General features: G+C 73.1%; 19 protein-coding genes and 2 pseudogenes. 9 read left to right on the top strand and 12 right to left on the bottom strand.

Going from position 1 to position 24752, the window contains the following annotated elements; all coding sequences use genetic code 11:
• Positions 1 to 34 precede the first annotated feature (34 nt).
• The 7 genes and pseudogenes from ACFPIH_RS24930 to ACFPIH_RS24900 all read right to left on the bottom strand — a co-directional run bounded on the left by ACFPIH_RS24930 (position 35) and on the right by ACFPIH_RS24900 (position 8277).
• Positions 35 to 1162, bottom strand: a pseudogene (locus tag ACFPIH_RS24930) (sugar phosphate isomerase/epimerase family protein).
• A gap of 19 nt (positions 1163 to 1181) precedes the next feature.
• Positions 1182 to 2180, bottom strand: a complete 999-nt coding sequence (locus ACFPIH_RS24925) for a sugar phosphate isomerase/epimerase family protein (protein ID WP_381168660.1) — start codon at positions 2178 to 2180, stop codon at positions 1182 to 1184.
• Between the two features lie 14 nt (positions 2181 to 2194).
• Positions 2195 to 3358 (bottom strand): Gfo/Idh/MocA family protein, encoded by a 1164-nt coding sequence (locus ACFPIH_RS24920; RefSeq protein WP_381168662.1) that lies wholly within the window; start codon positions 3356 to 3358, stop codon positions 2195 to 2197.
• A gap of 52 nt (positions 3359 to 3410) precedes the next feature.
• A complete protein-coding gene (locus ACFPIH_RS24915) occupies positions 3411 to 4448 on the bottom strand; it encodes a substrate-binding domain-containing protein (RefSeq protein WP_381168664.1) in 1038 nt (345 codons plus the stop codon).
• A 17-nt stretch (positions 4449 to 4465) separates the two neighbouring features.
• On the bottom strand, positions 4466 to 5488 hold the full coding sequence (locus ACFPIH_RS24910; protein ID WP_381168666.1) for an ABC transporter permease: 1023 nt from the start codon (positions 5486 to 5488) through the stop codon (positions 4466 to 4468).
• Positions 5485 to 7014, bottom strand: coding sequence for a sugar ABC transporter ATP-binding protein (locus ACFPIH_RS24905; protein ID WP_381168668.1), 1530 nt, complete (start codon positions 7012 to 7014; stop codon positions 5485 to 5487). The genes ACFPIH_RS24910 and ACFPIH_RS24905 overlap by 4 nt, the downstream gene beginning before the upstream one ends.
• A gap of 81 nt (positions 7015 to 7095) precedes the next feature.
• Positions 7096 to 8277, bottom strand: coding sequence for an ROK family protein (locus ACFPIH_RS24900; RefSeq protein ID WP_381168670.1), 1182 nt, complete (start codon positions 8275 to 8277; stop codon positions 7096 to 7098).
• 177 nt (positions 8278 to 8454) lie between these two features.
• On the opposite strand from ACFPIH_RS24900, the pseudogene ACFPIH_RS24895 reads away from it, so the two are divergent.
• Positions 8455 to 9009, top strand: a pseudogene (locus tag ACFPIH_RS24895) (response regulator transcription factor); the annotation flags it as partial.
• Positions 9010 to 9021: 12 nt separating this feature from the next.
• Here ACFPIH_RS24895 and ACFPIH_RS24890 read toward each other — a convergent pair.
• Together ACFPIH_RS24890 and ACFPIH_RS24885 are read right to left on the bottom strand one after the other, a co-directional pair.
• A complete protein-coding gene (locus ACFPIH_RS24890; protein ID WP_381168672.1) occupies positions 9022 to 11430 on the bottom strand; it encodes a SpoIIE family protein phosphatase in 2409 nt (802 codons plus the stop codon).
• A gap of 55 nt (positions 11431 to 11485) precedes the next feature.
• Positions 11486 to 12154, bottom strand: a complete 669-nt coding sequence (locus ACFPIH_RS24885; RefSeq protein ID WP_381168674.1) for an O-methyltransferase — start codon at positions 12152 to 12154, stop codon at positions 11486 to 11488.
• A gap of 84 nt (positions 12155 to 12238) precedes the next feature.
• Here ACFPIH_RS24885 and ACFPIH_RS24880 point away from each other — a divergent pair, with 84 nt between their 5' ends.
• Entirely contained in the window at positions 12239 to 12859 is a 621-nt protein-coding gene (locus ACFPIH_RS24880; protein WP_381168676.1) for a TetR/AcrR family transcriptional regulator, read from the top strand.
• A gap of 46 nt (positions 12860 to 12905) precedes the next feature.
• On the opposite strand, the gene ACFPIH_RS24875 is transcribed toward ACFPIH_RS24880, so the two are convergent.
• Positions 12906 to 13409, bottom strand: coding sequence for a hypothetical protein (locus tag ACFPIH_RS24875; RefSeq protein WP_381168678.1), 504 nt, complete (start codon positions 13407 to 13409; stop codon positions 12906 to 12908).
• 140 nt (positions 13410 to 13549) lie between these two features.
• Here ACFPIH_RS24875 and ACFPIH_RS24870 point away from each other — a divergent pair, with 140 nt between their 5' ends.
• On the top strand, positions 13550 to 14743 hold the full coding sequence (locus tag ACFPIH_RS24870) for a hypothetical protein (RefSeq protein ID WP_381168680.1): 1194 nt from the start codon (positions 13550 to 13552) through the stop codon (positions 14741 to 14743).
• A 33-nt stretch (positions 14744 to 14776) separates the two neighbouring features.
• Here the strand turns inward: ACFPIH_RS24870 and ACFPIH_RS24865 are convergent, their stop codons facing one another.
• Positions 14777 to 15529, bottom strand: coding sequence for an SDR family oxidoreductase (locus ACFPIH_RS24865; protein ID WP_381168682.1), 753 nt, complete (start codon positions 15527 to 15529; stop codon positions 14777 to 14779).
• A gap of 101 nt (positions 15530 to 15630) precedes the next feature.
• On the opposite strand from ACFPIH_RS24865, the gene ACFPIH_RS24860 reads away from it, so the two are divergent.
• From ACFPIH_RS24860 to ACFPIH_RS24845, 4 genes are all read left to right on the top strand, one after another.
• Complete coding sequence (locus tag ACFPIH_RS24860) at positions 15631 to 16476, top strand: helix-turn-helix transcriptional regulator (RefSeq protein ID WP_381168684.1); 846 nt, start codon at positions 15631 to 15633, stop codon at positions 16474 to 16476.
• Positions 16477 to 16495: 19 nt separating this feature from the next.
• Entirely contained in the window at positions 16496 to 18202 is a 1707-nt protein-coding gene (locus ACFPIH_RS24855) for an acyltransferase (RefSeq protein WP_381168686.1), read from the top strand.
• Between the two features lie 244 nt (positions 18203 to 18446).
• On the top strand, positions 18447 to 19721 hold the full coding sequence (locus tag ACFPIH_RS24850) for a helix-turn-helix domain-containing protein (protein ID WP_381168688.1): 1275 nt from the start codon (positions 18447 to 18449) through the stop codon (positions 19719 to 19721).
• 608 nt (positions 19722 to 20329) lie between these two features.
• Positions 20330 to 20689 carry an HIT family protein gene (locus tag ACFPIH_RS24845; protein ID WP_381168690.1) on the top strand — a complete coding sequence of 120 codons (360 nt, stop codon included), beginning with the start codon at positions 20330 to 20332 and terminating at the stop codon, positions 20687 to 20689.
• A gap of 5 nt (positions 20690 to 20694) precedes the next feature.
• Here the strand turns inward: ACFPIH_RS24845 and ACFPIH_RS24840 are convergent, their stop codons facing one another.
• Positions 20695 to 22011: a hypothetical protein gene (locus ACFPIH_RS24840; protein ID WP_381168692.1), complete on the bottom strand. Its 1317-nt coding sequence runs from the start codon at positions 22009 to 22011 to the stop codon at positions 20695 to 20697.
• A 169-nt stretch (positions 22012 to 22180) separates the two neighbouring features.
• On the opposite strand from ACFPIH_RS24840, the gene ACFPIH_RS24835 reads away from it, so the two are divergent.
• Positions 22181 to 24196, top strand: coding sequence for a hypothetical protein (locus ACFPIH_RS24835; protein WP_381168694.1), 2016 nt, complete (start codon positions 22181 to 22183; stop codon positions 24194 to 24196).
• Positions 24193 to 24732 (top strand): hypothetical protein, encoded by a 540-nt coding sequence (locus tag ACFPIH_RS24830; protein WP_381168696.1) that lies wholly within the window; start codon positions 24193 to 24195, stop codon positions 24730 to 24732. The genes ACFPIH_RS24835 and ACFPIH_RS24830 overlap by 4 nt, the downstream gene beginning before the upstream one ends.
• The last annotated feature ends 20 nt before the right edge of the window (positions 24733 to 24752 follow it).

Raw genomic sequence — 24752 nt, 5'->3', positions numbered from 1 at the left:
CGCGTACCCGTGAGGAGGAAGCCGACACGGACTCTCAGCGGCGCAGTGCGGCGAGGCTGCGGTAGCCGGTGGCGGCGTGGGCCAGTGACTGTGCCGGGTCGGCCGTACCCGGAGCGTTGTCCTGTTCGACCATGGGGTTGTGGCGGTCGGGGTGGCCGACGCGGGAGAAGAACGCCCGGTAGTCGATGTCGCCGGTGCCGAAGGGCACCATGGCGTAGCCCAGCCCGTTGGTGGTGTCGACGGCGCCGTCCTTGGCGTGGAACAGCGGAAACCGTCTGTCGTGGCGGGTGACCAGCCCCGCGGGTCGAAGACGGATCTGCGGGGGGAGCCGTCGCTGGCCGTGTAGGTGCGGAACTTGTACTGCGCGACGTGCGCCCAGAAGACGTCCAACTCCAGCGAGACCAGTCGCGGGTCCGTGACGGACAGGAAGTACTCCAGTTTGCGGATGCCGGAGCTGCGGGTCGGGCGGCCCTGGGCGTCCAGCGGGCCCCGGTCGAGGAGGAAGTCGTAGGCCGCGTCGTGCGTTGTGGGTGTAGAGGCGGATCCCGGCGCGCCGGGCGAGTTCGCCGAGCGCGTGCCACTTGTCGGCGGCCAGGTCCCAGTCGGCCCGGTAGGAGCTGGTGGTGGGGTCGGCTCCGGTGCATGTGGGGCATGCCGAGGATGTTCGCGATCTCCAGGTGCTTCTTGAAGGTGTCGCGGTCGGGGGTGGTCAGCGGCCAGGAGGCGGGGATGAAGCCGTGGTTGCCCTGGGCTCGCAGTCCGTTGTCGTCCAGCCAGCGGCGCAGCAGCCGGGCGCCCTGGACGGACTCCAGGCTCGCCCCGCCGGGTGCGCCCGCGTGCTGGTTGTAGCCCGCGAACTCGACCTGGTGGTAGCCGAAGCGGGCCAGTTTGTCGAAGACGGCGCGGAAGCCGGAGGGGAGGGTGGTGGACAGCGGGTCGCGGCCGATCGCGTCGCGGACGGTGTAGAGGATGATCCCCCGCTTGTGCGCGGGGACGAGTGCGCGGTCGTGGCCGGTGCCGTGCCGGTGGGGCGCGGCCTGGACGGGGGCCGCGCCGAGGACGGGGCGGCGATCGCGCCGGCGGCCACGGCGGAGCAGGTGCTGAGGAAGCGGCGGCGGCCGATGCCGAGACTGCGGCGGAGCTGGTCGTCGGTGTGGTTCACGGTTGCCTCCTGGTGGGGGTCAGCTGGAGAAGGCCGCGTCGAAGGAGGCCGACGGCGGCTCGAAGTCGTAGGACTTGAGGTGGGCCAGGGCCTCGGGTGCGCCCTGGAGGCGGTCCATGCCGGCGTCCTCCCACTCGACGGAGACGGGGCCCTGGTAGTCGATGGAGCGCAGCATGCGGAAGACGTCCTCCCAGGGGACGTCGCCGTGTCCGGCGGAGACGAAGTCCCAGCCGCGGCGCGGGTCGCCCCACGGCAGATGGGATCCGAGGCGGCCGTTGCGGCCGTCGAGGCGTTTGCGGGCCTCCTTGCAGTCGACGTGGTAGATGCGGTCGCGGAAGTCCCAGAGGAAGCCGACCGGGTCGAGGTCCTGCCAGACGAAGTGGGAGGGGTCGAAGTTGAGGCCGAAGGCGGGGCGGTGGCCGACCGCTTCGAGGGCGCGCCGCGTGGTCCAGTAGTCGTAGGCGATCTCGCTGGGGTGGACCTCGTGGGCGAAGCGCACGCCCTCGGTGTCGAAGACGTCGAGGATCGGGTTCCAGCGTTCGGCGAAGTCGTCGTAGCCGCGGTCGATCATCGATTCCGGGGCGGGCGGGAACATCGCGACGAGGTGCCAGATCGCGGAGCCGGTGAAGCCGACGACGGTGTCGACGCCGAAGGCCGCCGCGGCGCGGGCGGTGTCCTTCATCCGCGCCGCCGCCCGCTGCCGTACGCCCTCCGGGTCGCCGTCGGCCCAGATCGCCGCGGGCAGGATGGCCTGGTGGCGTTCGTCGATGATGGCGTCGCAGACGGCCTGGCCGACGAGGTGGTTGGAGATCGCCCAGCACTTCAGGCCGTAGGAGTCGAGGAGTCGGTGGCGGGACTTGACGTAGTCGGGGTCGACGAGAGCCTTGTCGACCTCGAAGTGGTCGCCCCAGCAGGCGAGTTCGAGGCCGTCGTAGCCGAAGTCACGGGCGAGCCGGCAGACCTCCTCGATGGGCAGGTCGGCCCACTGGCCGGTGAAGAGGGTGAAGGGACGCGGCACGGGGTGGGCCTTTCTCAGTCCGAGGTCGGGGTGTGGACGGAGTTCTTCGCGGCGCTCTCCTCGACGGCCGCGAGGACGCGCTGCATCTGGAGGCCGTCGGCGAAGGAGGGTTCGGGGCGGCGGCCCTCGGCGATGGCGTGGACGAGGTCGCGGGCCTGGTGGACGAAGGTGTGCTCGTAGCCGAGGCCGTGGCCCGGCGGCCACCAGGCGTCCAGGTAGGGGTGGTCGGGTTCGGTGACGAGGATGCGGCGGAAGCCTGCCTCGGCGGCGGGCTGGCCCGCGTCGTGGAACCAGAGTTCGTTGAGGCGCTCCAGGTCGAACGCCAACGAGCCGCGCTCACCGTTGAGTTCGAGGCGCAGGGCGTTCTTGCGGCCGGTGGCGTAGCGGGTGGCCTCGAAGGAGGCGAGCGCGCCGGAGGCGAACCGTCCGGTGAACAGGGCGGCGTCGTCCACGGTGACCGCCCCTGTGCGGCGCCCTTCCGTGCCGTCCGTCAGTGGGCGTTCGCGGACGAAGGTCTCCGTCAGGGCGGAGACGCCGGCCAGCCTCTCCCCCGCCAGGTACTGGGCGAGGTCGACGATGTGCGCGCCGAGGTCGCCGAGCGAGCCGGAGCCGGCCTGCTCCCGGCGCAGCCGCCAGGTCAGCGGGAACTCCGGGTCCACCAGCCACTCCTGAAGGCACGTCACCCGCACATGGCGGAGGGTGCCGAGCCGGCCGTCGGCGATCATCCGGCGGGCGAGCGAGGTGGCGGGCACCCGACGGTAGTTGAAGCCGACCATCGCCAACTGGTCGCGCGCGTACGCCGTTTCGGCCGCGCGGGCCATGGTCTCGGCCTCCTCGACGGTGTTCGCGAGGGGCTTCTCGCACAGGACGTGCTTGCCCGCGGCGAGCGCGGCGAGGGCGATCTCGGCGTGGCTGTCGCCGGGGGTGCAGATGTCGACGAGGTCGATGTCGTCCCGGGCGACCAGGGTGCGCCAGTCGGTCTCGGTGTCGGCCCAGCCGTACCGGTCGGCCGCCGCGCTTACGGCCGCCGGGTCGCGTCCGCAGATCACGGCCAGGACCGGCTGCCGGGGCAGGTCGAAGACGCGGCCCGCGGTGCGCCAGCCCTGTGAGTGGGCGGCGCCCATGAACGCGTATCCGACCATGCCGACGCGCAGCGGGGGCTGAGCCTGCTGTTCCATACGGTGGTGCTCCTCTCGTGGTTTCGCGGTGAACCCGGGTGAGCGGGGCGGCTCACCGGAAGCCGGTGGGCATGTACTGGTCGACGTTGTCCTTGTCGACGACGGCGGAGTAGAGGGTGACCGACGCGGGGATCTCGTACTCGGCGAGGCCGCCGACGCCCTTGCCCTGGCCGAGGGCGCGGGCGAGGTCGATCGCGGAGGCGGCCATGGTGGGCGGGTAGAGGACGGTGGCCTTCAGGACGCCGTCGTCCTGCTTGATGGCCTGGAAGGCGGAGAGGGCACCGGCTCCGCCGACCATCAGGAAGCCGTCCCGCCCGGCCTGCTCGACGGCGCGCAGCGCGCCCACGCCCTGGTCGTCGTCGTGGTTCCACAGGGCGTCGAACGTCGGCTGTGCCTGGAGGAGTTGGGCCATCTTGGCCTGGCCGGACTCGACGGTGAACTCGGCGGCCTGGCGGGCCACCTTCCTGATGTTGGGGTAGTTCTTCAGGGCGTCGTCGAAGCCCTGGGTGCGCTGCTTGGTCAGCTCCAGGTTGTCGAGGCCGGCCAGCTCGATCACGCGGGCGTCCGGCTTGTCCTTGAGTTTCTCGCCGATGTAGCGGCCGGCGCTGAGACCCATGCCGTAGTTGTCGCCGCCGATCCAACAGCGGTACGCCTGCGCGGAGTTGAAGATCCGGTCGAGGTTGACGACCGGGATGCCGGCCCGCATCGCCTTGAGCCCGGCCTGGGTGAGGGCCTTGCCGTCGGCGGGCAGGACGACGAGGACGTCGACCTTCTTGTTGATGAGGGTCTCGATCTGGCCGATCTGCTGGGCGATGTCGTTGGAGCCCTCGGTGATCTCCAGGGAGACGTCGGAGTAGGTTCCCGCGCGCTTCTTGGCGTTGTCGTTGATGGCGTTGAGCCAGCCGTGGTCGGCCTGGGGTCCGGCGAAGCCGATGGTGACGTGCTTGCCGGACTTCTCGGCCACGGGCTCGGCGCCGCCCGCCGTCTTGTCGTCGGTGGATTCGTTGCTCGTGCAACCGGTGAGCAGGGCACCCGCGGATACCGCGGCGGTGCCGAACAGCAGTCCTCTGCGACTGGCGAGGTGTGACATGTCGGTGCAACCCTTCCTCAGGTCGTGCTCGCGGTACGGCGCTGGACCAGCACGGCGGCGACGATGATCGCTCCCTTGGCGATCTGCTGGACGTCGCTCTGCAGGTTGTTCAGGGCGAAGAGGTTGGTGATCGTGGTGAAGATCAGGACACCGAGGACGGAGCCGGTGATGGTGCCGCGCCCGCCGGTGAGCAGGGTGCCGCCGATGATCGCGGCGGCGATGGCGTCGAGTTCGTAGAGGTTGCCGTTGGTGTTCTGTCCGGAGCCGGACAGGACGATCAGCAGGAAGGCGGCGATGCCGCAGCACAGGCCGGACAGCAGGTAGAGGTAGAGCCGCTGGCGGCGGACGTCGATGCCGGCGAGCCGGGCGGCCTCCGCGTTGCCGCCGACGGCGGCGGTACGGCGGCCGAAGGTGGTGCGGTTGAGCAGGAGCCAGCCGATGACCGTCACACTCGCGAAGACGAGGACGAGTGGCGGGATGCCCAGTACGTAGGAGTCGCGGTCGCCGAGCCGGAGGATGCCGTCGACGGTGACGATCTGTGTGCTGCCCCCGGTGATCTGCAGGGCGAGGCCGCGCGCCGAGGCGAGCATGGCGAGGGTGGCGATGAAGGGGACCAACCCGCCGTACGCGACGAGCAGTCCGTTGACCAGGCCGCAGCCGAGGCCGACGATCACCGCGGTGAAGAGGATGCCGGCGAAGCCGTACTCCTGGGTGGCGACGGTGGTCGCCCAGACCGAGGCGAGGGCGACGATCGCGCCGACGGAGAGGTCGATGCCGCCGGAGGTGATGACGAAGGTCATGCCGACGGTGACGACTCCGATCACCGAGGCCTGGGTGAGGACGAGTTGGAGGTTGCGGACGTCGAGGAACTCGTCGGGCCGGGTGACGCCGCCGATGACGACGAGCACGGCGAGCACCCCGATCAGGGACAGGACCCGGACGTCGGCCCACCGGGGCGCGGGACGGCCGGTCACCGTCACCTTGTCCGTACGGCCGGTGCTGTCGGTACTGTCGACGGGAGGGGACCCATGCTGCGTCATGACGCCGGGCTTCCTTCCGTGCTTCCTTGCATGACCAGGTCGAGGACACGGTGTTCGTCGAGCTCCCCGGCGGGGGCGGTGTGCACGACCCGGCCCTCGCGGAGCACCAGGACGCGGTCCGCGAGGCCGAGGACCTCGGGCACCTCGCTGGAGACGAGGAGGACGGCGAGTCCCTCGTCCGCGAGGCGGCGGATCACCGCGTACAGCTCGGCACGGGCGCCGACGTCGACACCGCGGGTGGGTTCGTCGAGCAGCAGCACCCGGCAGCCGCGCAGCAGCCAGCGGGCGAGGACGGCCTTCTGCTGGTTGCCGCCGGAGAGGGTGCGCACGGGCACGGCCGGGTCGTCGGGCCGCAGGGACAGCTCGCGGATCGAGTCGCGGGCGGCGGCGCGCTCGGCGTTGCGGTCGATCCAGCCGGCGCGGGAGAAGCGGGAGAGGGAGGAGACCGAGACGTTGCGGGTGACGGACTCCAGCATCAGCAGTGCCTGCGCCTTGCGTTCCTCGGGCGCGAGACCGAGTCCGGCGCGGACCGCCGCGCGCACGCTGCCGGTCCGTAACTTCCTCCCGTCGACAGTGACTTGGCCCGCCGAGGGCTTGCGTGCCCCGTAGATGGTCTCCAGGATCTCGGAGCGCCCGGAGCCGACCAGGCCGGCGAGGCCGACGATCTCCCCGGGCCGCAGGTCGAGGTCGAGCGGCGCGAACTCGACGTCGCGGGCGAGCCCGCGCACCTGGAGCACGGACTCGCCCGCGGGGGCCTCCGCCGGTCTGCCGGGGAAGACGTACTCGACGTCGCGGCCGGTCATCAGGGCGATGACCTCCCGGGCCGGAGTGGTCCTGGCGGGGAGTCCCGCCGCGACGCCCCGGCCGTCCTTGAGCACGGTCACCCGGTCACCGATGCGCCGGATCTCCTCCAGCCGGTGGGAGATGTAGACGACGGCGACGCCGTCGGCGGTGAGGCCGCCGACGATGCGGAAGAGGTTGTCGACCTCGTCGGGGTCGAGGGCGGCGGACGGCTCGTCCATCACGATGAGGCGTACGTCGTGGGAGAGGGCTCGGGCCATGGAGACGATCTGCCGCTGCGCGGCCGGCAACTCCCCCACGGGGCGGGACGGATCGATCTCCGGGTGCCCGAGTCGCTTGAGCAGCGCGGCTGTCGAGGCCTGCGCAGCCTTGCGTCGTACGACGAATCCGGCCGCCGTCGGCTCATGGCCGAGGTGGACGTTCTCCGCCACCGACTGGTGTTCCATCAGGTCGAGTTCCTGGTAGATGGTGGCGATGCCCAGGCGCATGGCGGCGATGGGTGAGGGCAGGGCGACGCGTTCGCCGCGCCAGCGGATGGTGCCGCCGTCCGGCTGGTGCGCGCCGGCCAGGATCTTGATGAGGGTGGACTTCCCGGCGCCGTTCTGGCCGAGCAGACAGTGCACCTCACCGGCCTGGACGTCGAGGTCGACGCCGTCCAGGGCACGGACTCCGGGGAACGACTTGGTGATCGCGGACATGCTGAGCAGGGGTGGTTCGGGTGCCATGTGGATCCCCTCGGCAAAAGCGCAGGCCGAAGTCGGGCCCGGTGCGCAGGTGTGGGATGAGGGTGCGGCCGGGGTGGGCCGTTAGGCGGGTGCGAAGAGGTGGTCGCTGATCAGCCGGGCGGCACCGGTCACGCCGGCGGCCGGGCCCAACTCGCTCAGGACGATGGGCAGGTTGCCGGTCGCCAGCGGCAGCGACTGGCGGTAGACCTGGGTGCGGATGGCGGCGAGCAGGGTGTGGCCGAGGCCGGTCACGCCGCCGCCGATCACCACAAGCCCTGGGTTGAAGAAGGAGACCAGGCCGGCGATGACCTGGCCGACCCGGGTGCCGCCCTCGCGGATCAGGTCGAGTGCGGTGGCGTCACCGGCGGCGGCCGCCGCGGCGACGTCGACGGCGGTGAGGATGCCGTGGGTCTCCAGCCGGGCCGCCAGTTCGGCCGACCGGCCCTGTACGGCCGCCTCCGTCGCGTCGCGGGCCAGCGCGGCACCGCCGAAGTGGGCTTCCAGGCAGCCCCGGTTGCCGCAGGGGCAGGGACGGCCGTCGGGGACGGCCTGGATGTGGCCGATGTCGCCCGCGCTGCCGGTGGCACCGCGGTAGACCTGTCCGCCGACGACGATGCCGCAGCCGATCCCGGTGCCGATCTTCACACAGAGCAGGTCGGCGACCCGCCGGGCGACTCCGGCGTGCTGTTCCCCCATCGCCATGAGGTTCACATCGTTGTCGACCATGACCGGACAGCCGAGTTCCTGGCTGAGTGCCTCCCGCACGGGGAAGCCGTCCCAGCCCGGCATGATCGGCGGGGCGACGGGCACGCCCTCGGGGAAGCGGACCGGTCCGGGGACGCCGATCCCCGCGCCGTCGAAACCGGCGGCGAGCCCGGACGCCTTCAACTTCCCTGCCACGTCCAGGACTTGCTCGAAGACCGCGACGGGTCCCTCCCGGACGTCCATCGGCTGGTTGAGGTGACCGAGGATCTCCAGCTCGGCGTTGGTGACGGCGACATCGATGGACGTGGCGCCGATGTCGACGCCGAGGAATCTGAGGTCGGGGTTGAGCCGGACGTTGTGGGAGCGACGCCCGCCGCGCGAGGCGGCGAGTCCGTCGGCCACCACCAGGCCCGTCTCCAGCAGCCGGTCCACCTCGACGGCCAGCTTGGACCGCGAGAGTTCGACCTGGTCGCCGAGACGGGCACGGGAGTCGGGGCCGCCGTCGCGCAGCAGCTTCAGCAGCCGGGCCTGATGGGCGTTCGCAGGTCGTGCCGTCATACGTCTCACGAGCCCCTCCCGCCAGGATTCGGCCGACTGCGGCGTTCTTTCGAGGGGAACGTAGCAGCCGTCGTCCCTCCTTGGAAGAACCTGTGCCACGGGTTGCTCGAACTTTCTCCACTCGCAGGACAAAGCCCTGCGGGCGGCGCCCCTGCCGGCGGGCCCGGAGCTGTCTGCAGCGATGTCTCCCTCATCATGATCAGCGCGCGCGGCACCGAGACGGACAAGGTCGTCGGTCTCGAACTCGGCGCCGACGACTACATCGTGAAACCGTCCACCGTGCGCGAGCTGGTAGCGCGGATGCGGGCCGTGCAGCGCCGCCGGCAGGCGCCCGGCCCGGCCGCCGTCGAGCGGGAGTCCTCCGGCCCCGGCGTACCCGGTGTCGTGATCGGGCTGCCCGTGCCCCTGCGTCCGTGCGACCGCTACGGCCGGGTGTCGATCGACCGCCGGGCGCACCGTACGTTCCTCGACGGTGCCGAGGTCACCCTGAGCCCGAAGGAGTACGCCCTGCTGGCGTATCTCACCGACCGGCTGGACGCGGTGGCGACCAGGGAGGACATCATGGCGTCCGTCTGGGACAGCAACTGGTTCGGCTCCACGAAGACCCTGGACACGCAGGTCTCGGGCCTGCGGCACAAGCTGGGCGACGCGGTGTGCATCGAGGCCGTACGCGGGGTCGGCTTCCGGCTGGTGGTCCGGCCCGAGAGGGCCGTGCGGCCGTCCGCCTCGTGACACGGCCGCGGCCTACAGCGCCGCGCTCTCCCATACGGCCGACAGGTCGGCCTCCGGCTCGGGGGCGGCGCCCGTCGACTGTTCCGCCCAGATGGTCTTGCCGGTGTGGTGGTACCTGCTGCCCCACCGGTCGGACAGCTGGGCCACCAGGAAGAGACCGCGGCCCCCTTCGTCCCCGGCCCGGGCGCGCCGCAGCCGGGGCTGGGTGTTGCTGGGGTCCGTGACCTCGCAGACCAGCGTGGAGCCGTCGTGGAAGAGCCGCAGGCCGACCGTGCCGCCGGCGTGCCGGATGGCGTTGGTGACCAGCTCGCTGACGATCAGTTCGGTGGTGAAGGCGAGTTCGTCGAGCCCCCACACGGTCAGCTGCCGGGCGACGGCCTTGCGCGCGTCGGCCACGACCGCGGGATCGTCGGGGAAGCGCCAGTGCGCGATGTCGGCGGGCGGGATCCTGCGGGTGCGGGCGAGCAGCAGCGCCATGTCGTCCCGGGGCGGCGACGCGGTGACCCCCGACATCACCGTCCGGCCGAGGTCCTTCAGCGTCCGGTCGGGGCCGCACAGCGCCGAAAGGGTGTCCAGGAGGTCGCGGATGCCCCGGTCCGTGTCACCGCCGGAGCCGGCCTCCACCAAGCCGTCCGTGTAGAGCGCGAGCGTGCTGCCGGGCTCCAGGTCGACCGTGGTGACCTCGAAGGGCATCCCGCCCACGCCGAGGGGCGGCCCCGGGGAGACCTCGACGATCCGCCCGGTGCCGTCGGGCCGGATCACCACCGGCGGCGGGTGTCCCGCGTCGGCCATCGAACAGGCTCCGCTGACCGGGTCGTAGAGCGCGTAGAGGCAGGTGGCGCCGATGGTGTCCCGTACCTGCGGGTCGGCCTCGTCGGCGAGCTGCTGGACGAGGTCGTCGAGGTGGATGAGGAGTTCGCCGGGTGCGAGTTCCAGGTCGGCGAGGGTGCGGATGGCGGTCCTCAGGCGTCCCATGGTCGCCGCGGCGTGCAGCCCGTGGCCGATGACGTCGCCCACGACGAACGCCACCCGCAGCGACGGCAGCGGGATGACGTCGAACCAGTCGCCGCTGATGTCCGCCCCGCCGCCCGCGGGGACGTAGCGGCCGGCCGACTCGGCGGCCGTGGTCCGGGTGGTGGTCTTGGGCAGCAGCCGCTGCTGGAGCGCGACCGCCGCCCGGTGCTCCCGGGTGTAGCGGCGGGCGTTGTCCACGCTCAGGGCGGAGCGGGAGGAGATGTCGAACAGCAGATCCGCGTCCTCCTGCCGGAACGCCTCGGGCTGCTCGCTGCGCCACACCGTGACGAAGCCGAGCAGCAGTCCGCGCGCGTACAGCGGGGACACGATGGCCGAGTGTCCCTTCTCGGGCATCGTCGTCCGGATCAGCTCCGGGTCCCGGAGGATGTCCACCATCTCCTGGCGCGTCGTGTTGAAGACCGTGTCGCCGTGCAGGAGCGTCTGCCGGACCTGCGGGACGTCCGGGAAGCGCGGGAGCACCCCGCCGACCGGGATGAGATCGGCGGGCCAGGGTCCGACGGCCGAGGCCACGGCCACCCGGCGCAGGTTCCACCAGGCGCCGGGGATGATCCCGCCGGGTGGCTCCTCGCCTTCGAGCACGGCCTCGACGATCTCCACGGTCGCCATGTCGGCCAGGGCCGGCACGAGGACGTCCGCGATCTCCTGGGCGGTGCCGGCCACGTCCAGCGTCCGGCCGATCCGCCCGGAGGCCTCGTGGCTCATCTCCGTGCGGCGCCGGGCCCGCCACTGTTCCGTGCTGTCGGTGTAGAGCGCCAGGACCCCCGCCGGACGGCCCCCCGCGTCCTCGAGGCGGACCGCGGAGACGGACAGATACCGCTCCAGCCGGGGCGTTTCCCGCGCCCGCGCCCGCTGCTCCCCCGCGACCAGCGGTACGCCGGTCTCCAGCACCCGGCGCAGCAGGGCCTCGGCCGCGTCCGCGTCGTCCGGGACGACGACGTCCGCCAGCCGGTGACCTGCCCGCAGGGTGGGCCATCCGTCCATGCCGGTGCTGCTGTCGGGGCTGTTGGTGCGTACGACGGTCAGTGCGGCGTCGAAGAGGGCGACCCCGATCTGGTCCTGGGCGAGCAGCGCCCGCAGCAGGGACGCGCTCTGCTCGTCCGCGTTCCCCGCGTTCCCCGCGATCCGGGGAGCCGACAGGAGTACGGCCCTGGAGGCGCCGTCCACGTCGACCAGGTCGACGGCGAGCTCGACGGGCTGCCCGGACGAGGTCCGGAACCGGAGGCTCCGCGCGCCACCGCCCCACTCCCCCGGATCGACGAGCAGCGAGGCGACCGGCCGACCGCAGGCCTGCTCGGCCGTGTGGCCCAGCAGGTCCGTGGCCGCACGGGACCAGCGCCGGACGACGTCCTCGTCGTCGAGGAGGGCGACCGCGACCTCGTCTGCCATAGGACACCTCACGAAGCGGAATGCGGCTTTTGACGCACTCCTACCCATTATCCGCCTACAGGCGGCAACTGATCTCCATGCCGTCCTCGACCGGGAAGGCGACGCTCCGGTAGCCGTTCTCCGGGTCGCGTACGTAGTCGAGGTACGGCCGGAGATCACTGAGGTCGATATCGTCGGCCACGACGAGGGTGCCGGGCCGCAGCCGGGGTTCGAGCAGGCGCAGGACCGGCAGGCACAGGTCCTTCCAGCCGTCGAGGAGCACGAAGTCGGCCGGGACGTCGAGGGCGCCCAGGGTGTCGCGGGCGTCTCCCTCCAGCACGGTGACCAGGTCGTCCAGGCCGGCCTCGGCGAAGGTCCGGCGCGCCGCCGCGATCTTCTCCTTGCTGAGCTCCGTGGTGACGACGCGCCCGGAGCCGTTGTCCCGTACGGCCGCCGCCAGGTACAGCGTGGAGATCCCGTAGGACGTGCCGAACTCGACGACGGTGGCCGGGCGGACGGCGCGGACCAGGCTGTAGAGCAGTTCCCCGCCCGCGGCGGAGATCGGCATGTAGATCTCCGCCGCGGCGTCGGCGCGCGCCTGCGGCGACAGGTGCCCGAACCCGCCCGGCAGCTCCGCGCTCACGCGTGCGGCCACGGCGTCGTCCCGGCCGGCCTGCTCGAACAGATGGTCGATGGCTGCCCCGACCTGGGGGGCGGCGAGGGTGTGTGTCGGTGTCGATGTCATGAGCCGTAGAGTAGACGCAACGTTGCGTCAATTCTAGCGGGATGGGGGCGGGGATTAATCTGGGCCGAGCCGAGGAGGGGTGAGATGACAGCTGCGACACCAGCACGGCGGCACCACGGAAACCGGCACGGCCGCAGTGAGGAGGCCCGGCAGGCGGTGCTGGAGGCGGCCGACGACCTGCTCGTCGAGAAGGGTTTCGCCGGTGTCACCATGGAGGGCATCGCGGCGCGGGCGGGGGTGGCCAAGCAGACCATCTACCGCTGGTGGAGCACCAAGACCGACATCCTGATGGACGCCTTCCTCCAGGACGCGACCGAGGACCTGACCCCGCCCGACTCCGGCGACGTCGCGCGCGACCTGAGCGAGTATCTGCGCCGGCTGGCGTGGTTCCTGGGCGAGACCGACTCCGGCGCGGTCTTCAGGGCGCTGATCGCCCAGGCCCAGCACGATCCGGCGTTCGCCGCGGAGTTCCGGACCCGCTGTCTGGACGTACAGCGCGCCCGTGACCGTCTGCCGCTGGAACGAGCCGTGCGGGCCGGGCAGTTGCCCGCCGGCCTCGACGTGCCGGCCGAGACCGACCGACTGGTGGGCCCGGTCTACTACCGCGCACTGGTGACCGGCGAGCCGATCGCCCACGCGTTCACGGACAGCCTGGCCGAGGCGTTCCTCCACCACCACGGACAGGCGGCCCGGCCGGGTTCCTGACTGCCCAGCGCCCCCACTGGGCACCCGAGGCACCCGGGGGCGTCGGTCACCAGCCGTCGGGTATGAAGCGGCGGGCGCGCGCCCCCGGCCGGCCGCTGAGGCCCACCGCCTCCGACCGACCCGGCGCGGGCAGGCTGCTGCCGGTACGCGCGGCCGACCGGTGCGGCCCGCGGGTGCCCTGCGCTACGACCGGGCCGGCTGGTTGGCGATCAGCAGGGTGGTGCCGGCGGGGCGAAACCCCAGGCGGGTCCAGAGTCATCAACGGCCGTTCCGCGACGGGCAGTCCGGCGGCCTCGACGGTGGCCCGCAGCGCCGGCGCCGCCTCGGCGAGCCACTCGAACGCCTCCGGCACTCCGAGGTCACGCTGCCGGGCCCGCACTCGGTCGAGGTCGTCGGCGGTGGGTTGGGCGTGGCTGGGGCCGCCGTAGTACACCGCGCCCGGCACCCTGGGCACGAACAGCCGTAGCGAACCGAAGTCCTCGCTGTCGGCGAACAGCAGCGGCACGGTGGCGTAGTACTGCGCGATGCGGGCGCGCGGTGTCTCGCTCATGCCGCATCCCATCACGCGGCGGCGCGGCACCACACCCGGGTTCCGGCCGGGGTGACCCTCGTATGTCTGAGGTTCACGGGTGGGCGGTGGCAGCTTTCACTTCTCCTGGAAGCACAGTCGACGCAGGGGGAGGACGGGCGATGGGTGTCGAACGGGCGAGAAACGGCCTCGTGGCGGTCGTGCGGTGGTGTGTTCTGGCGGTGCTGCTGCTGTGCGCGGCGGCGGGCCCGGCGTACGCGGCCGGGTCCCCGGCCGGCCGGGCCCGCGACGCACCGGCCGCGGCGCCCGCCGTCACCGTGCCGGCCGGGGTGACCGCGGGGGTCGCGGTCTTCGACCGGCAGACCGGGACGTTCACCGAGCAGCTCAATCCGCGGATGCGGTTCCGGTCCGCGTCGGTCGTCAAGCTGCTCATCGCGCTCGACCACCTGTGGAACAAGGGCCCCGGCTACAGCCTGTCCACGGACGACCGCGCCCGGTTCGACCTGATGCTGCGCTCCAGCGACGACGACAGCGCCTCGTCCTACTGGTCGCAGAACGGTGGCAGTGCGATCGTCGACCGGATGGTCTCCCGGCTCGGCCTGGCCGACACCGCGGGGCCGCCCGCCGGCTATCCGGGCGCCTGGGGCTACACGGCTCTGTCGGCGGCCGACACCGTACGGATCTACCGGTACGTCCTGGACACCGCACCCGCCGCCGCCCGTGACCTGATCATGGACAATCTGCGGCAGTCCACGCGGTGCGGCACCGACGGTTTCGACCAGCGGTTCGGCATCCCGGCGTCGTTCGAGCGGCCGTGGGCCGTGAAGCAGGGGTGGTCGGGCTTCGGCGCGAACTCCACCTGCTCCGGCACCGGGGCGAGCACCGCGTCGGACGTCACGCCGGACACCACGCCGGACGTCGGGGTGGCTGACGTGGACCTGACGCAGCGGGCGCTGCACAGCACCGGCACGGTGGGGGCCGGGGACCGTTCGATCGTCGCCGTGTACACCCTCCAGCCGACGAGCACCACGTTCGGCGCCGCCTACACCGACCTCAACCGGCTGGTGCGGTCGCTGAACGTGCCCGGGAGCGTGCGTCCGGCCGGCACCTGGTTCGGCACCTGGGGGACGGACGTCCGCGTCCGGGCGGGTACGGACACCTCCTCGACCGTGCTGACCCGGCTGCCCGCCGGGGTGGAGGTGCTGATCGGCTGCCAGAAGCAGGGCCAGCGGGTCGAGGTGCCGCCGTACGTCAACGACTGGTGGGCGTATCTGCCGCTGTACGGCGGCTACATCACCAACATCTACGTCAGCTCGCCGGAGAACCGGCTGCCGGACGTGCCGCTCTGCCGGTAATGCGGGTGATGCGGGTGATGCCGGTACGGCGGGTCACCACGGCAGGGCGCCCGTCGCGTCGGTGAAGGTACCGGTGGGGCCGTCGGGCCCCACCTGTGCCATGCGGACGATGATCTCGGCGCCCTCCTCCACGGTCTGGACGCCGGTGTTGCCGTTCAGGTCGGTCTTGGTGTAGCCGGGCTCCACCGCGTTGATCCGCATGCCGGGGAAGGCCTTGGCGAACTGCACGGTGATCATGTTGACGGCGGTCTTCGAGGTCGGGTACCCGACGCCGGGGTAGGCGTACGCCACGTCGTCGGGGTCGGAGACCCGGGCCAGCGAGGCCAGCCCGCTGCTGACGTTGACGACGACCGGCGCGGCCGAGCGGCGCAGCAGCGGCAGGAAGGCATGCGTGACGCGGACGACGCCGAAGACGTTCGTCTCGAACACCTCGCGCAGGTCGTCGGCGGTCACGTCCTCCGCGCCGATGATGCTGTTGCCGGGGCCGCGGGCCTCGATGCCCGCGTTGTTGACCAGGACGTCCAGACCGCCGTCGGCCTCGATGGTCTTGACCGCGGCGCGGACGGAGTCGTCGTCGGTGACGTCGAGCCGGACGAAGCGGGCGCCCAGCCGCTCGGCGGCCAGCCGGCCGCGTTCGGTGTCGCGGGCGCCGACATAGACGGTGTGGCCCGCTTCGACGAGCCGGCGGGCGGTCTCGAAGCCGAGGCCCTTGTTCGAACCGGTGATCAGTGTGGTGGTCGTGGCCGTGGTGGTCATGGCGTTGGTGGTCATGGAGTTGGTGGTCATGGCTCCAGGCTGCGGCGGCCCGTGGGCGCCAGCCAGGTCCCCCGGCTTCCTGGGACTGCGGGTACCAGGAAGACCCGGGCTCGCGGGTGCACAGTGGTGGCATGGCGAGCACGGAGTTCGGGCGTACGGTACGGCGGTGGCGGGACCGCGTCTCCCCGGAGGCGGCGGGGGTGCTCCAGGGCGGCCACCGGCGTGCGCCCGGGCTGCGCCGGGAGGAACTGGCGATGCTGGCGGGGATCTCGGTCGACTACGTGACCCGGCTCGAGCAGGGACGGGCGGCCAATCCCTCGGAGCAGGTCGTCGAGGCGCTCGGGCGGGCGCTGCGGGTGTCGGCGGTGGAGCGCGAGCACCTGTTCCACGTGGCGGGTCTGGTGCCGCCGGGCCGGGGCACGGTACCCGCGCACATCCCACCGAGTGTGCACCGGATGCTGGACCGGCTGACCACGACCCCGGTGGCGGTCTCCGACGCGTCGTGGACACTCCTGCTCACCAACCCGCTGTACACGGCGCTGATGGGCGAGCGGCACGGCCGGGACCGCAACGGCGCGTACCGGACCTTCCTCTGTTCGAACGGCCGGGTCCGCCACACCTCGCAGTCCCAGGCGGCGCTGGAGGCCGCGGTCGTCGGCGATCTGCGGGCCGCGGCGAGCCGGTATCCGGCGGACCGGCGGCTGCGCGAACTGATCGCGGAACTGCGCGCGCGCAGCGAGCGGTTCGCCGAGCTGTGGGACTCCGGGGCCGTGGGGCACCACCAGTCGTCCCGCAAGACCATCGATCACCCCCAGGTGGGGCCGGTGACGCTCGACTGCGACGTACTGAGCGTCGGGGGCAGCGACCTGCGCATCATGATCTACACGGCCGAGCCCGGCAGCCCGGACGCCGAACGCCTGGAGCTGCTGGCGGTCCTGGGCACCCAGTCCCTCGACGAACCGGCGCCCCAGGGGTGACGGTGCCTACCCTTCCCGCATGGATCACCGACAGGAGCAGTCCGTAAGGCACTTCGATCACTGTCCTTGGCTGTTCGCGGGGGACGCGACCGAGGAGCAGCGCGCCGCCCAGCTCGTACGGCAGCGTGCGGTCGGCGGCGACACCGAGATCGGCGAGCGGTGCTACGTCGCCGAGTCCGCCGCGGTGTTCCCGGACCGGCTCCGGCTGGGCGACGACTCGTACATCGCCGCGCACGCCTATGTCACCGGGGAGTTGACCACGGGCCCGCACTGCACGCTGAACCCGTTCACGACGGTGCGGGGTGCCGTCGCGCTGGGTGACGGGGTACGGATCGGGGCGCACACCTCGCTGCTCGGCTTCAACCACTCCATGTCCCCGGACCGGCCGGTGTTCCGGCAGCCGCTCATCCAGCGGGGGATCACGGTCGGCGACGACGTGTGGATCGGTTCGCACGTGGTGGTCGTGGACGGGGTGACCATCGGCGACCACTGTGTGATCGGCGCCGGTGCGGTCGTCACCAGGGACCTTCCGGACTGGACGGTCGCGGCCGGAAACCCCGCGCGGCCGTTGCGCGACCGCCGTGACACGGGCGCCGGACCCCGTCCGGGCCGGGGCACCGGTGATCCGGCCCGGTTCGCCGACACGGCTCGCGCGCAGGCTCCGGACCTCCTCGCCCGGCACTGGGACGGCCACCGGTACGCCGACCGGGCCGGTGCGGCTCCGACGGTGCGGGCGCACTGCGACGCGGTGGAGATCGCCGATCTGCTGCTCGGTACCGCTCCCCCGCAGCTGGGCCCCGACGAGCACATCCGGCGGCTGGCCGACGCGCAGGATCCCGGCACCGGTCTGGTACCGGAGTTCGGCGAACCGCTGCCGGCCGTGGCGGAGGACGGCTTCGTCGGTGAGGGCTCGGCCGTCTACCACATCCTGTCCGTCGGCTACGCGCTCGACCTGCTCGGCGCCGCCTTTCCTCATCCGGTGCGCGGGGTAAGCGATATGACGGCACGTCAACTGGTCATGCGGCTGGCCGGGTTGCCGTGGCGTACCGGGGCGTGGGGGGCCGGGGCGTGGATCGACGCCTGGGCGACGGCCGCCCATTGGAACCTGCGGCGGGAGGACGACGATACGGGTGCGTTGGACACACTGTTCGGCTGGCTGCTGACGCACGTCGATCCGTGGTCCGGGATGTGGGGAAGCCCGAGCCCCGAGGCCGGGCGTCTCCAGGTGGTCAACGGCTACTACCGGCTCACCCGTGGCTCGTTCGCCCAGTTCGGGGTGCCCGTGCCGTATCCGGAGCGGGTCGTGGACGCCGTCCTGGACCACTCCCGCGATCCGCGTCACTTCGGTGCCGGGCAGGAGAACGCGTGCAATGTGCTGGACGTCGTCCACCCCCTGTGGCTGTGCTCCCGGCAGCTCCGGGCGGGAGCCGGGGGTGACGGCTACCGCTCGGCGGAGATCGGTGCCTGGGCGGAGCGGCAGCTGGCCCTGGCGCTGCCCCGCTGGCAGGACGGCCGGGGTTTCGGCTTCGGTCCGGGCGACGCGGGACCCGGCGCTGAACCCGGGCTCCAGGGCACCGAGATGTGGCTGACCATCGTCTGGTACCTCGCCGACCTGCTCGGCCGCTCCGCCGAACTCGGCTACCGCCCGCGCGGCGTACACCGCCCCGAACCGGTACGCCAGGGAACGGGCGTTGCCGGTGGTGGTGCCCCGGCGGTGAGGCGGTAGTCGGCGACGGCGAGGGGCGCTTCCTGCTTCCCTGAGCGCGGCGAAGGCGCCGCGCGTCCCATGGAGAGCCCGCCATGCCCTTGAGCCACGACGCCCACTCGGCGAACCGGCCCCGCCCGCCGGCGAGAGGAGGGGCGACTGCCGCCCCGAGCGGATGTTCGACCTGCTCGGGGCGGGCGGGAGCGTTGCCTCGGAGCGCGAATGGCCGAAACAATGGCGATGGGGATTCGCGAGGGGGCGGTCGATGACCGACGGCGGGAGCGGGCTCGGGGCAGAGCTGCGCAGAAGACGCGAGGCAGCCGGGCTGACGCTGCGCTCGCTGGCCCGTGAAATCAGTTACGACAAGGGGCACTTGAGCCGTGTGGAGCGCGGGATGAGTCCGCCCGGTCGCCGTCTGGTCGAGCTGTACGACCTGGCGACGGGCGCGGACGGCAAGCTGGCGGCGGCGCTGCTGCCGGGCGCCGTTCGGCCACCCTCGGACCGGGCTCCCGCGGACCGGCCACCCTCGGATCTGCCGTCCCCGGACCTGCCGTCCCCGGACCTGCCTTCCTCCAACCGGCCGCGCGGCGCCGCCGTTCGGCCCGGCTGGGTCGCGGACGAGCGCGAATCGGCGCTGGCGGTCGCCGCGTTCCAGGCGTCGCTCGCCCAACTGCGCACCATCGGACGCGAGTTGCCGCCCGGTGTCGTACTGCCCGCGCTGGACGGGCAGTTCCGCGCGCTGTCGACGCTCACCTCCGGGGTGCCCCGGCCGGACCGGAGGCTGCTGCGGCAGGCGGCGCGCACCGCGGAGTACGCCGGCTGGATGGCGCAGGAGGCCGGGGACGCGGCCGAGGCCCGGCGGTGGACCGGGGCGGCGGCGGAACTGGCCGCGCGGGCCGCGCACCGGGACCTGCGCGCCTACACCTGGGTGCGCCGGGCCGAGCTCGAACTCTACGCGGGCCGACCGGACCTGGTTCTGGAGCTGGCGCACCGTGCCGGTTCCGACGAACACGTCCACCCCCGGGTGCGGGCGCTCGCCGCCCACCGGGCGGGCCAGGGCTACGCGCTCCGCGGGGACCAGGCGTCGTGCCTGCGGGAGTTGGGGCGGGCGGAGGAGCTGTGGGCGGGATCGGCGGAAGTCCGGGGCGAGGGGCTGGACTTCGGCCCCGAGTCGCTGGGCAATCCCGGCCCCTTCGTGAGCGGCTGGTGCTGGGTGGACCTGGGGCGGCCCGGCCGGGCGGCCGAGGAGCTCGCGGTGGCGGTCGGCCGGACCCGGTCCGCCCAGTCCCGGCGCGGCCGGGGCCTGTTCGGCGCCCGGCTGGCCCGCGCCTACGTGGAGGCGGGCGAGCTGCAACAGGGTGTGGAGGTGGGCCGCCGGGCCCTGCGGGCGGTGGCGGCGACCCGCTCCGCGACGGCCTCCGGCGAACTGCGGACCCTGGTCGGCCGTATCGAGGAGGCCCCGCGACACCGGCCGGCGGCGGACTTCGCGGACCGGACCCGGGAGCTGTTGGCGGACCTGGACGGTGACGGGGGCCGGTAGAACGGGCGGCGCCCGACCTGGAATGCGTGGCGTGGAGTCCGCCTCGGAATGCGTGATGCGGGGCTCGGCTTGCGGGGCGGGGGGTGGGACTCGGCTTGCGGGCGGGGGGTGGGGCCGCGGTAGGTATGCCGTAGCGGGCCTCGGCTCGCGGGGCCGGGCCGCAGCCAGGCAGGGCAGAGCGGCGCTCGGCTCGCGGGGCGGGGCCGGGCCGGGCCGGGCCGCAGTAGGTGGGCCGGAGCAGGGCCGCTCCGCAGCGGGGCTCGGCTCGCGGGGCCAGGCGGAGCGGCGCGGAGCGAGGCTCGGCTCGCCGGGCCGGGCCGGGCGGAGCGGGCCGGGCCGGGCGGAGCGGAGCGGGCCGGGCGGAGCGGGCCGGGCCGGGCGGAGCGGAGCGGGCCGGGCGGAGCGGGGCTCGGCTTGCGGGGGGCCATAGGCAACGGGGCAACGCGGCCGGAATCGGCGGGGGCCCGGGAGACTTGGTGTCGGGGCGGAGGGCGGGCGTGCCGGGGAGCCACGCACGTCCTCCGCGTCGGGGCAGCCCGGTCCGGCCGCCCGGGGCGGAGCGAGCGGGGGGGGCCGATGCGTGTGTCCGTCGTCGTCGGCGTACCTCCGTGAGCGGGGTGAGACCGGCGGCGGACTGTGTGTTCTGCCGGATCGTCGCCGGGACCGAGCGGGCGCGGGTGGTACGGGTGTGGCCGCAGGCCCTCGCCGTCGTGCCGGTACGTCCTGTGATCGCCGGACATCTGCTGGTGCTGTCGCGGCGCCATGTCACGGACGCCGGCGCGGACCCGGACACCGCGGCGACCACGATGCGGGCCGCCGCCGAACTCGCGGCCGGGATGGACGCCTGCAACGTGATCACCAGCCGGGGTCCCGCCGCCACCCAGACCGTGCCGCATCTGCACCTCCACGTGGTCCCCAGGCACGAGGGGGACCGGCTGCTGCTGCCGTGGAGCCACCCGGGGCGGTGAGCGGCTCAGCCCGGCGGTAGCACCTCCCACAGCGGTATCCGCCGGACCACCGGACGGTTCTGGTCGGCCTCGGTGGACATCACCGGGGTCCACAGAACGCGCGCCCCACGGCGGTTGACCAGACGGCAGCGGGTCGCGCAGGTCGGGCAGGTGAGGACGCCCCGGGCGAGATCCGATTCCGCGGCGGGGAAGTAGCCGAAGGCGTCCGTGCCGGTGGGCGGCGGGGCCGCGACATGGGCCTGCCAGTCGACGCGGTCGGCGGACCGGTGCCGGGGCGCGCAGCCGGGGCACGGCACCCGCACCACGCTCCAGAAGTCCTCTCGGACGACCTCGGCGTCGTAGAAGCCGAACGGCTTGACCAGTGCGGCGATCAGCCGGCCGGCGCCGCGCGGGGCGTGGACGGTCTCGGGTGCGCAGGAGAGCGGGTCGCAGTTGGCCAACAGCCGCCGGAATCGCCGGAGTTCCTCGCGGTCCGGCGGGCGCAGCCCGAGCTTCTCGGCCACGGGGGCGAACGGGGTGGTGTCCGGCCGTCCGGGGAGGGCCAGTTCGACCGGGGGCGGGGTGTTCCTTCCGCGTCCAACCACTCCCAGGAGGCCCTGGTTCCGGGCGAGTTCGGTCGCGCCGAGCAGCTCGCTCGCGCACCAGAAGGAGTCGAAGTAGTCGGCGGTGAGATAGACCAGCATGCGGCCGGTCACCGCGATCTCACGGAACAGCCGGGCGACGCCCTCCCACATCTGGGCGCGCGTCACCACCTCGGTGGGGTACGAGAACTCCTGGGCCGGTACGACCCGTACGGTCCGGCCGCGCTCGCGCTCGAACGCCGTACGCCACTGGGCCACGGCCTGGTGGTGGGTGCCGCGGTGGCTGAGGAAGTACCGTGCCGGACGCTCGTACATCCAGTAGTGGGCGGCGGCCTCCGTCGTGGTCGTGGGGGCGGCGGGCGGTGCGGGTCTGCCGAGGCGGGCCGCGAGGTGGGTGTGCAGCCAGGCGCCGATGCGGGCGTTGTCGAGGGTGCCGCCGTGCGGCGGGGCGAACTGGTTCCAGGTGAGCACGTTCTGCGGCAGGGGCGTCCGGCTGACGATGATGTTGGACCGGTCGAGCTTGGCCCACAGGGTGAGGGCGTCGTAGATGCCGCGCTCGTCCTCCAGGGAGCCGTCCCACAGGACGAAGGCCGAGCCGTCGAGCTTGGCGCGCAGACCGGTGGCGCGGTTCGCGGGCGGGCGCACCACGCGCAGGGCGATGTCCAGGGCCGCGCAGATCGGGGCGACATGGTGGTCCAGCAGGTCCTGGCCGCCGTCGGTGGCCGGTGCGAAACAGGTCATCCGGGCGTCCAGGGCCGCCTCCCGGGCTGTGGCGATGGGTCCACAGCGTAACGGGCAACACCGCAACGCATCCGAACTTCACGGCACAACAACACACTTGGCGGGTGAAGAGGTAGAAAAGACAGGTATGGAGGGTGTGTTCGTTTCGTGGGTTTCCGGGGGGATGCCGATGTCCGTGGAAGCGGAGCCTGCGACGGAGACGGCGGGGTCCGGTCTCGGCCACGAGCTGAGGAAGCTCGCGGCCGAACCGCAACTCGCTTTCCAGCAGGCCACCTTGGAGGAGCTGGCGGGGGCCGTCGAGCGCGGGGAGGGGCTCTCGGCCTGGTCCGGCGGCGGGCTGGTCGCCGCGTACGCGGGCGAGGGCGCCCTCGCCCCCGGTACGGCGCGGACGGCCGTCTGGGCACGGCGACTTGGCTCCGCCACCGCCGTGATGGTGTACGCCCCGCTGGTCCTCACCTGGTCGGGGCTCGGGCTGGCCATGTACGCGTACCACGAGGCGCGGCAGGACCGTTCGGCGCGGTTGCGGGGTTCCTTCCTGGAGATGTGGCAGCAGGGCTTCGCGGGACACCTGTCCGGCTTTCTCCGCTTCGACCAGCTGGTCTGGTACACGATCACGCTGCTGGTGCTGGTGGTGGCCGTCACCCTGGCCTGGCGGAGCGCGCAGAACCGGGCGGACGAGCAGGACCGCCGGCTGCTGCGGCGGCTGGCTCACGCCCTGGCCCGCGTCGAGGCCGCGGCCGTCGCCGCCGCCCACACCGAACCCCGGCAGTTCACCGAGGAGTTGCAGGGTGCCGCCGCCGAACTGCGGTTGCTGCTGCGGCTGTCGGACCGGGCCGGCGAGCTCTCCCAGGAGCTGCTGGGGCAGGCCGTCGCCGCCTCCACCGAGGCCGTCTCGGCGACCCGCGTCATGGACGCCTCGGCCGCCGCCCTGCGTGAGGCGGTCGCCTCGATCGCCACCGCCTCACGGGAGGCGGCCACGGCTGCCGAACACCTCACCCGCGGCGCCGACGACTTCGGCGAGGCCGTCCAGACCTCGACGGCCACCCTCACCACCGGCATGGTGACCGCCGCGCAGGAAGCGGCCCAGCACATCGTCGAGGCGGTGACAACAGCCGCGGGCCGCCTCGCATCAGCCTCGGACATGGCGGCGGAGCGGTTCGCATCCGCGTCGGACGGTGCGGCCGGGCGGTTCGTGTCGGCCACCGATGCCGCGGCCGAACGGCTCGGGGCGGCTTCGGTAGGGGCCGCCGAGCGTTTCGCGGGGGCCACGGACACGGCGGCGGACCGGTTCTCGGGGGCCACGGACACGGCGGCGGACCGGTTCTCGGGGGCCACGGACACGGCGGCGGACCGGTTCTCGGGGGCCACGGACACGGCGGCGGACCGGTTCTCGGGCGCCGCGGACACGGCGGCGGACCGGTTCTCGGGCGCCGCGGACACGGCGGCGGAGGGGTTCGCCAGGGCTGCGGACGTCGCGGTCGAGCGGTTCGGGCAGGTGGTGGCGGAGGCGGCCGTCGGGCAGGAGGCGCAGGCCGCCCGGCAGGCCGCCGAGACCCGCGCGGTTCTGCTGGAGGGGCGCGACGCGCTGGCGGCTGCCGCACAGGAGTTGCGCGCGTCGGCGTCCGGGCTCGACCGGAGCGTGGCGGGCCTGCCGGAGGCCATCGCGGTGCTGCCGACGGCGATCGGCGAGGCGGCCGGGTCCGGGGCCGACCACATCGGGCTCGCCTACGAGACCGCGGTGACCGCGCTCGCCGCCTCCCTCCAGGCGGAGGTGCGGCAGGCGGGGGAGGCACTCGCGACGCGGGCCGCCGAGGCCGACCGAACCGCACAGGAACGGCATCTCGCCTCCGAGCAGCGGCTGCTGGCCTCGGCCGCGGAGTCCCGGACCGTCCTCGTCGACCTGTTGCAGCGCGTCGAGGACTTCGCGGCACGGCTGGAGGGACTGGCGCGGCACGAGGAGGCCGTACGGGTGCGCGCCCAGCAGGACCACCGGCTGCGCGCGGAAGCCCTCCGCGAGGAACTGGCCCTGCTCGACCGGCTGCACGAGCGCCAGGAGAGACTCCTCGGCGCGTGGGCGGAGCACCGGTCGGCGGCGGACACCGCCCCCCAGGACGCGACAGTGGTCCATCCACCGATCGCCGACGCCGTACCAGTCGCCGACGCGCGCCCCCCGAGGTCCGCGTGAGGGGGCCGCGCGGGCTGTCGCTCGGGCAGGCGTCGGGGTGGCTCTTCGCCGACCTGCTGCTGATGCTCGTCATCGTCGTCCTGGGCGGCCAGGTGTCGGACCTCGGGGACGAGCCGACGCCCCCACCAACCCCCTCCCCACCAACCCCTTCCCCAACCCCCACCCGCACCGCCCCTCCCGGCCTCGATCCGCACAGTGAGTCGGTCACCGTGCGGAACGTCGACGTCGACGGCGTGCTGGGGCGCGAGCCCGAGGCCCTGGCGTACGTGACGCGTGAAGTGCGGCGGCAGACAGAGCGGTTCGAGGGGCGGCACGCCGCGCTCGTGCTGGTGTGGGGGGCAGCCGCGTCCTGCCGCGACTGCCGTGACATCGTCCTCTCCCGCAGCCAGCGCCTCGCCGACGAGATCGCGCCGCGCGTGCACACATACGCACCGGCGTTCTTCCCCCAGAACGATCCCAAGCTGATCCGCCCGTATCACGACGGCGGCGGCGCCCGGAACACCATCCGTCTCGAACTCTTCTTCGTTCGCACCTAGCTCACCGCCCACCGCAGGGG

The organism is Streptomyces vulcanius (assembly GCF_042653945.1).
Lineage (GTDB): Bacteria > Actinomycetota > Actinomycetes > Streptomycetales > Streptomycetaceae > Streptomyces > Streptomyces mangrovi.
Note: the sequence above shows the minus strand (reverse complement) of the source record. Positions and strands in the feature narration are given on the sequence as shown.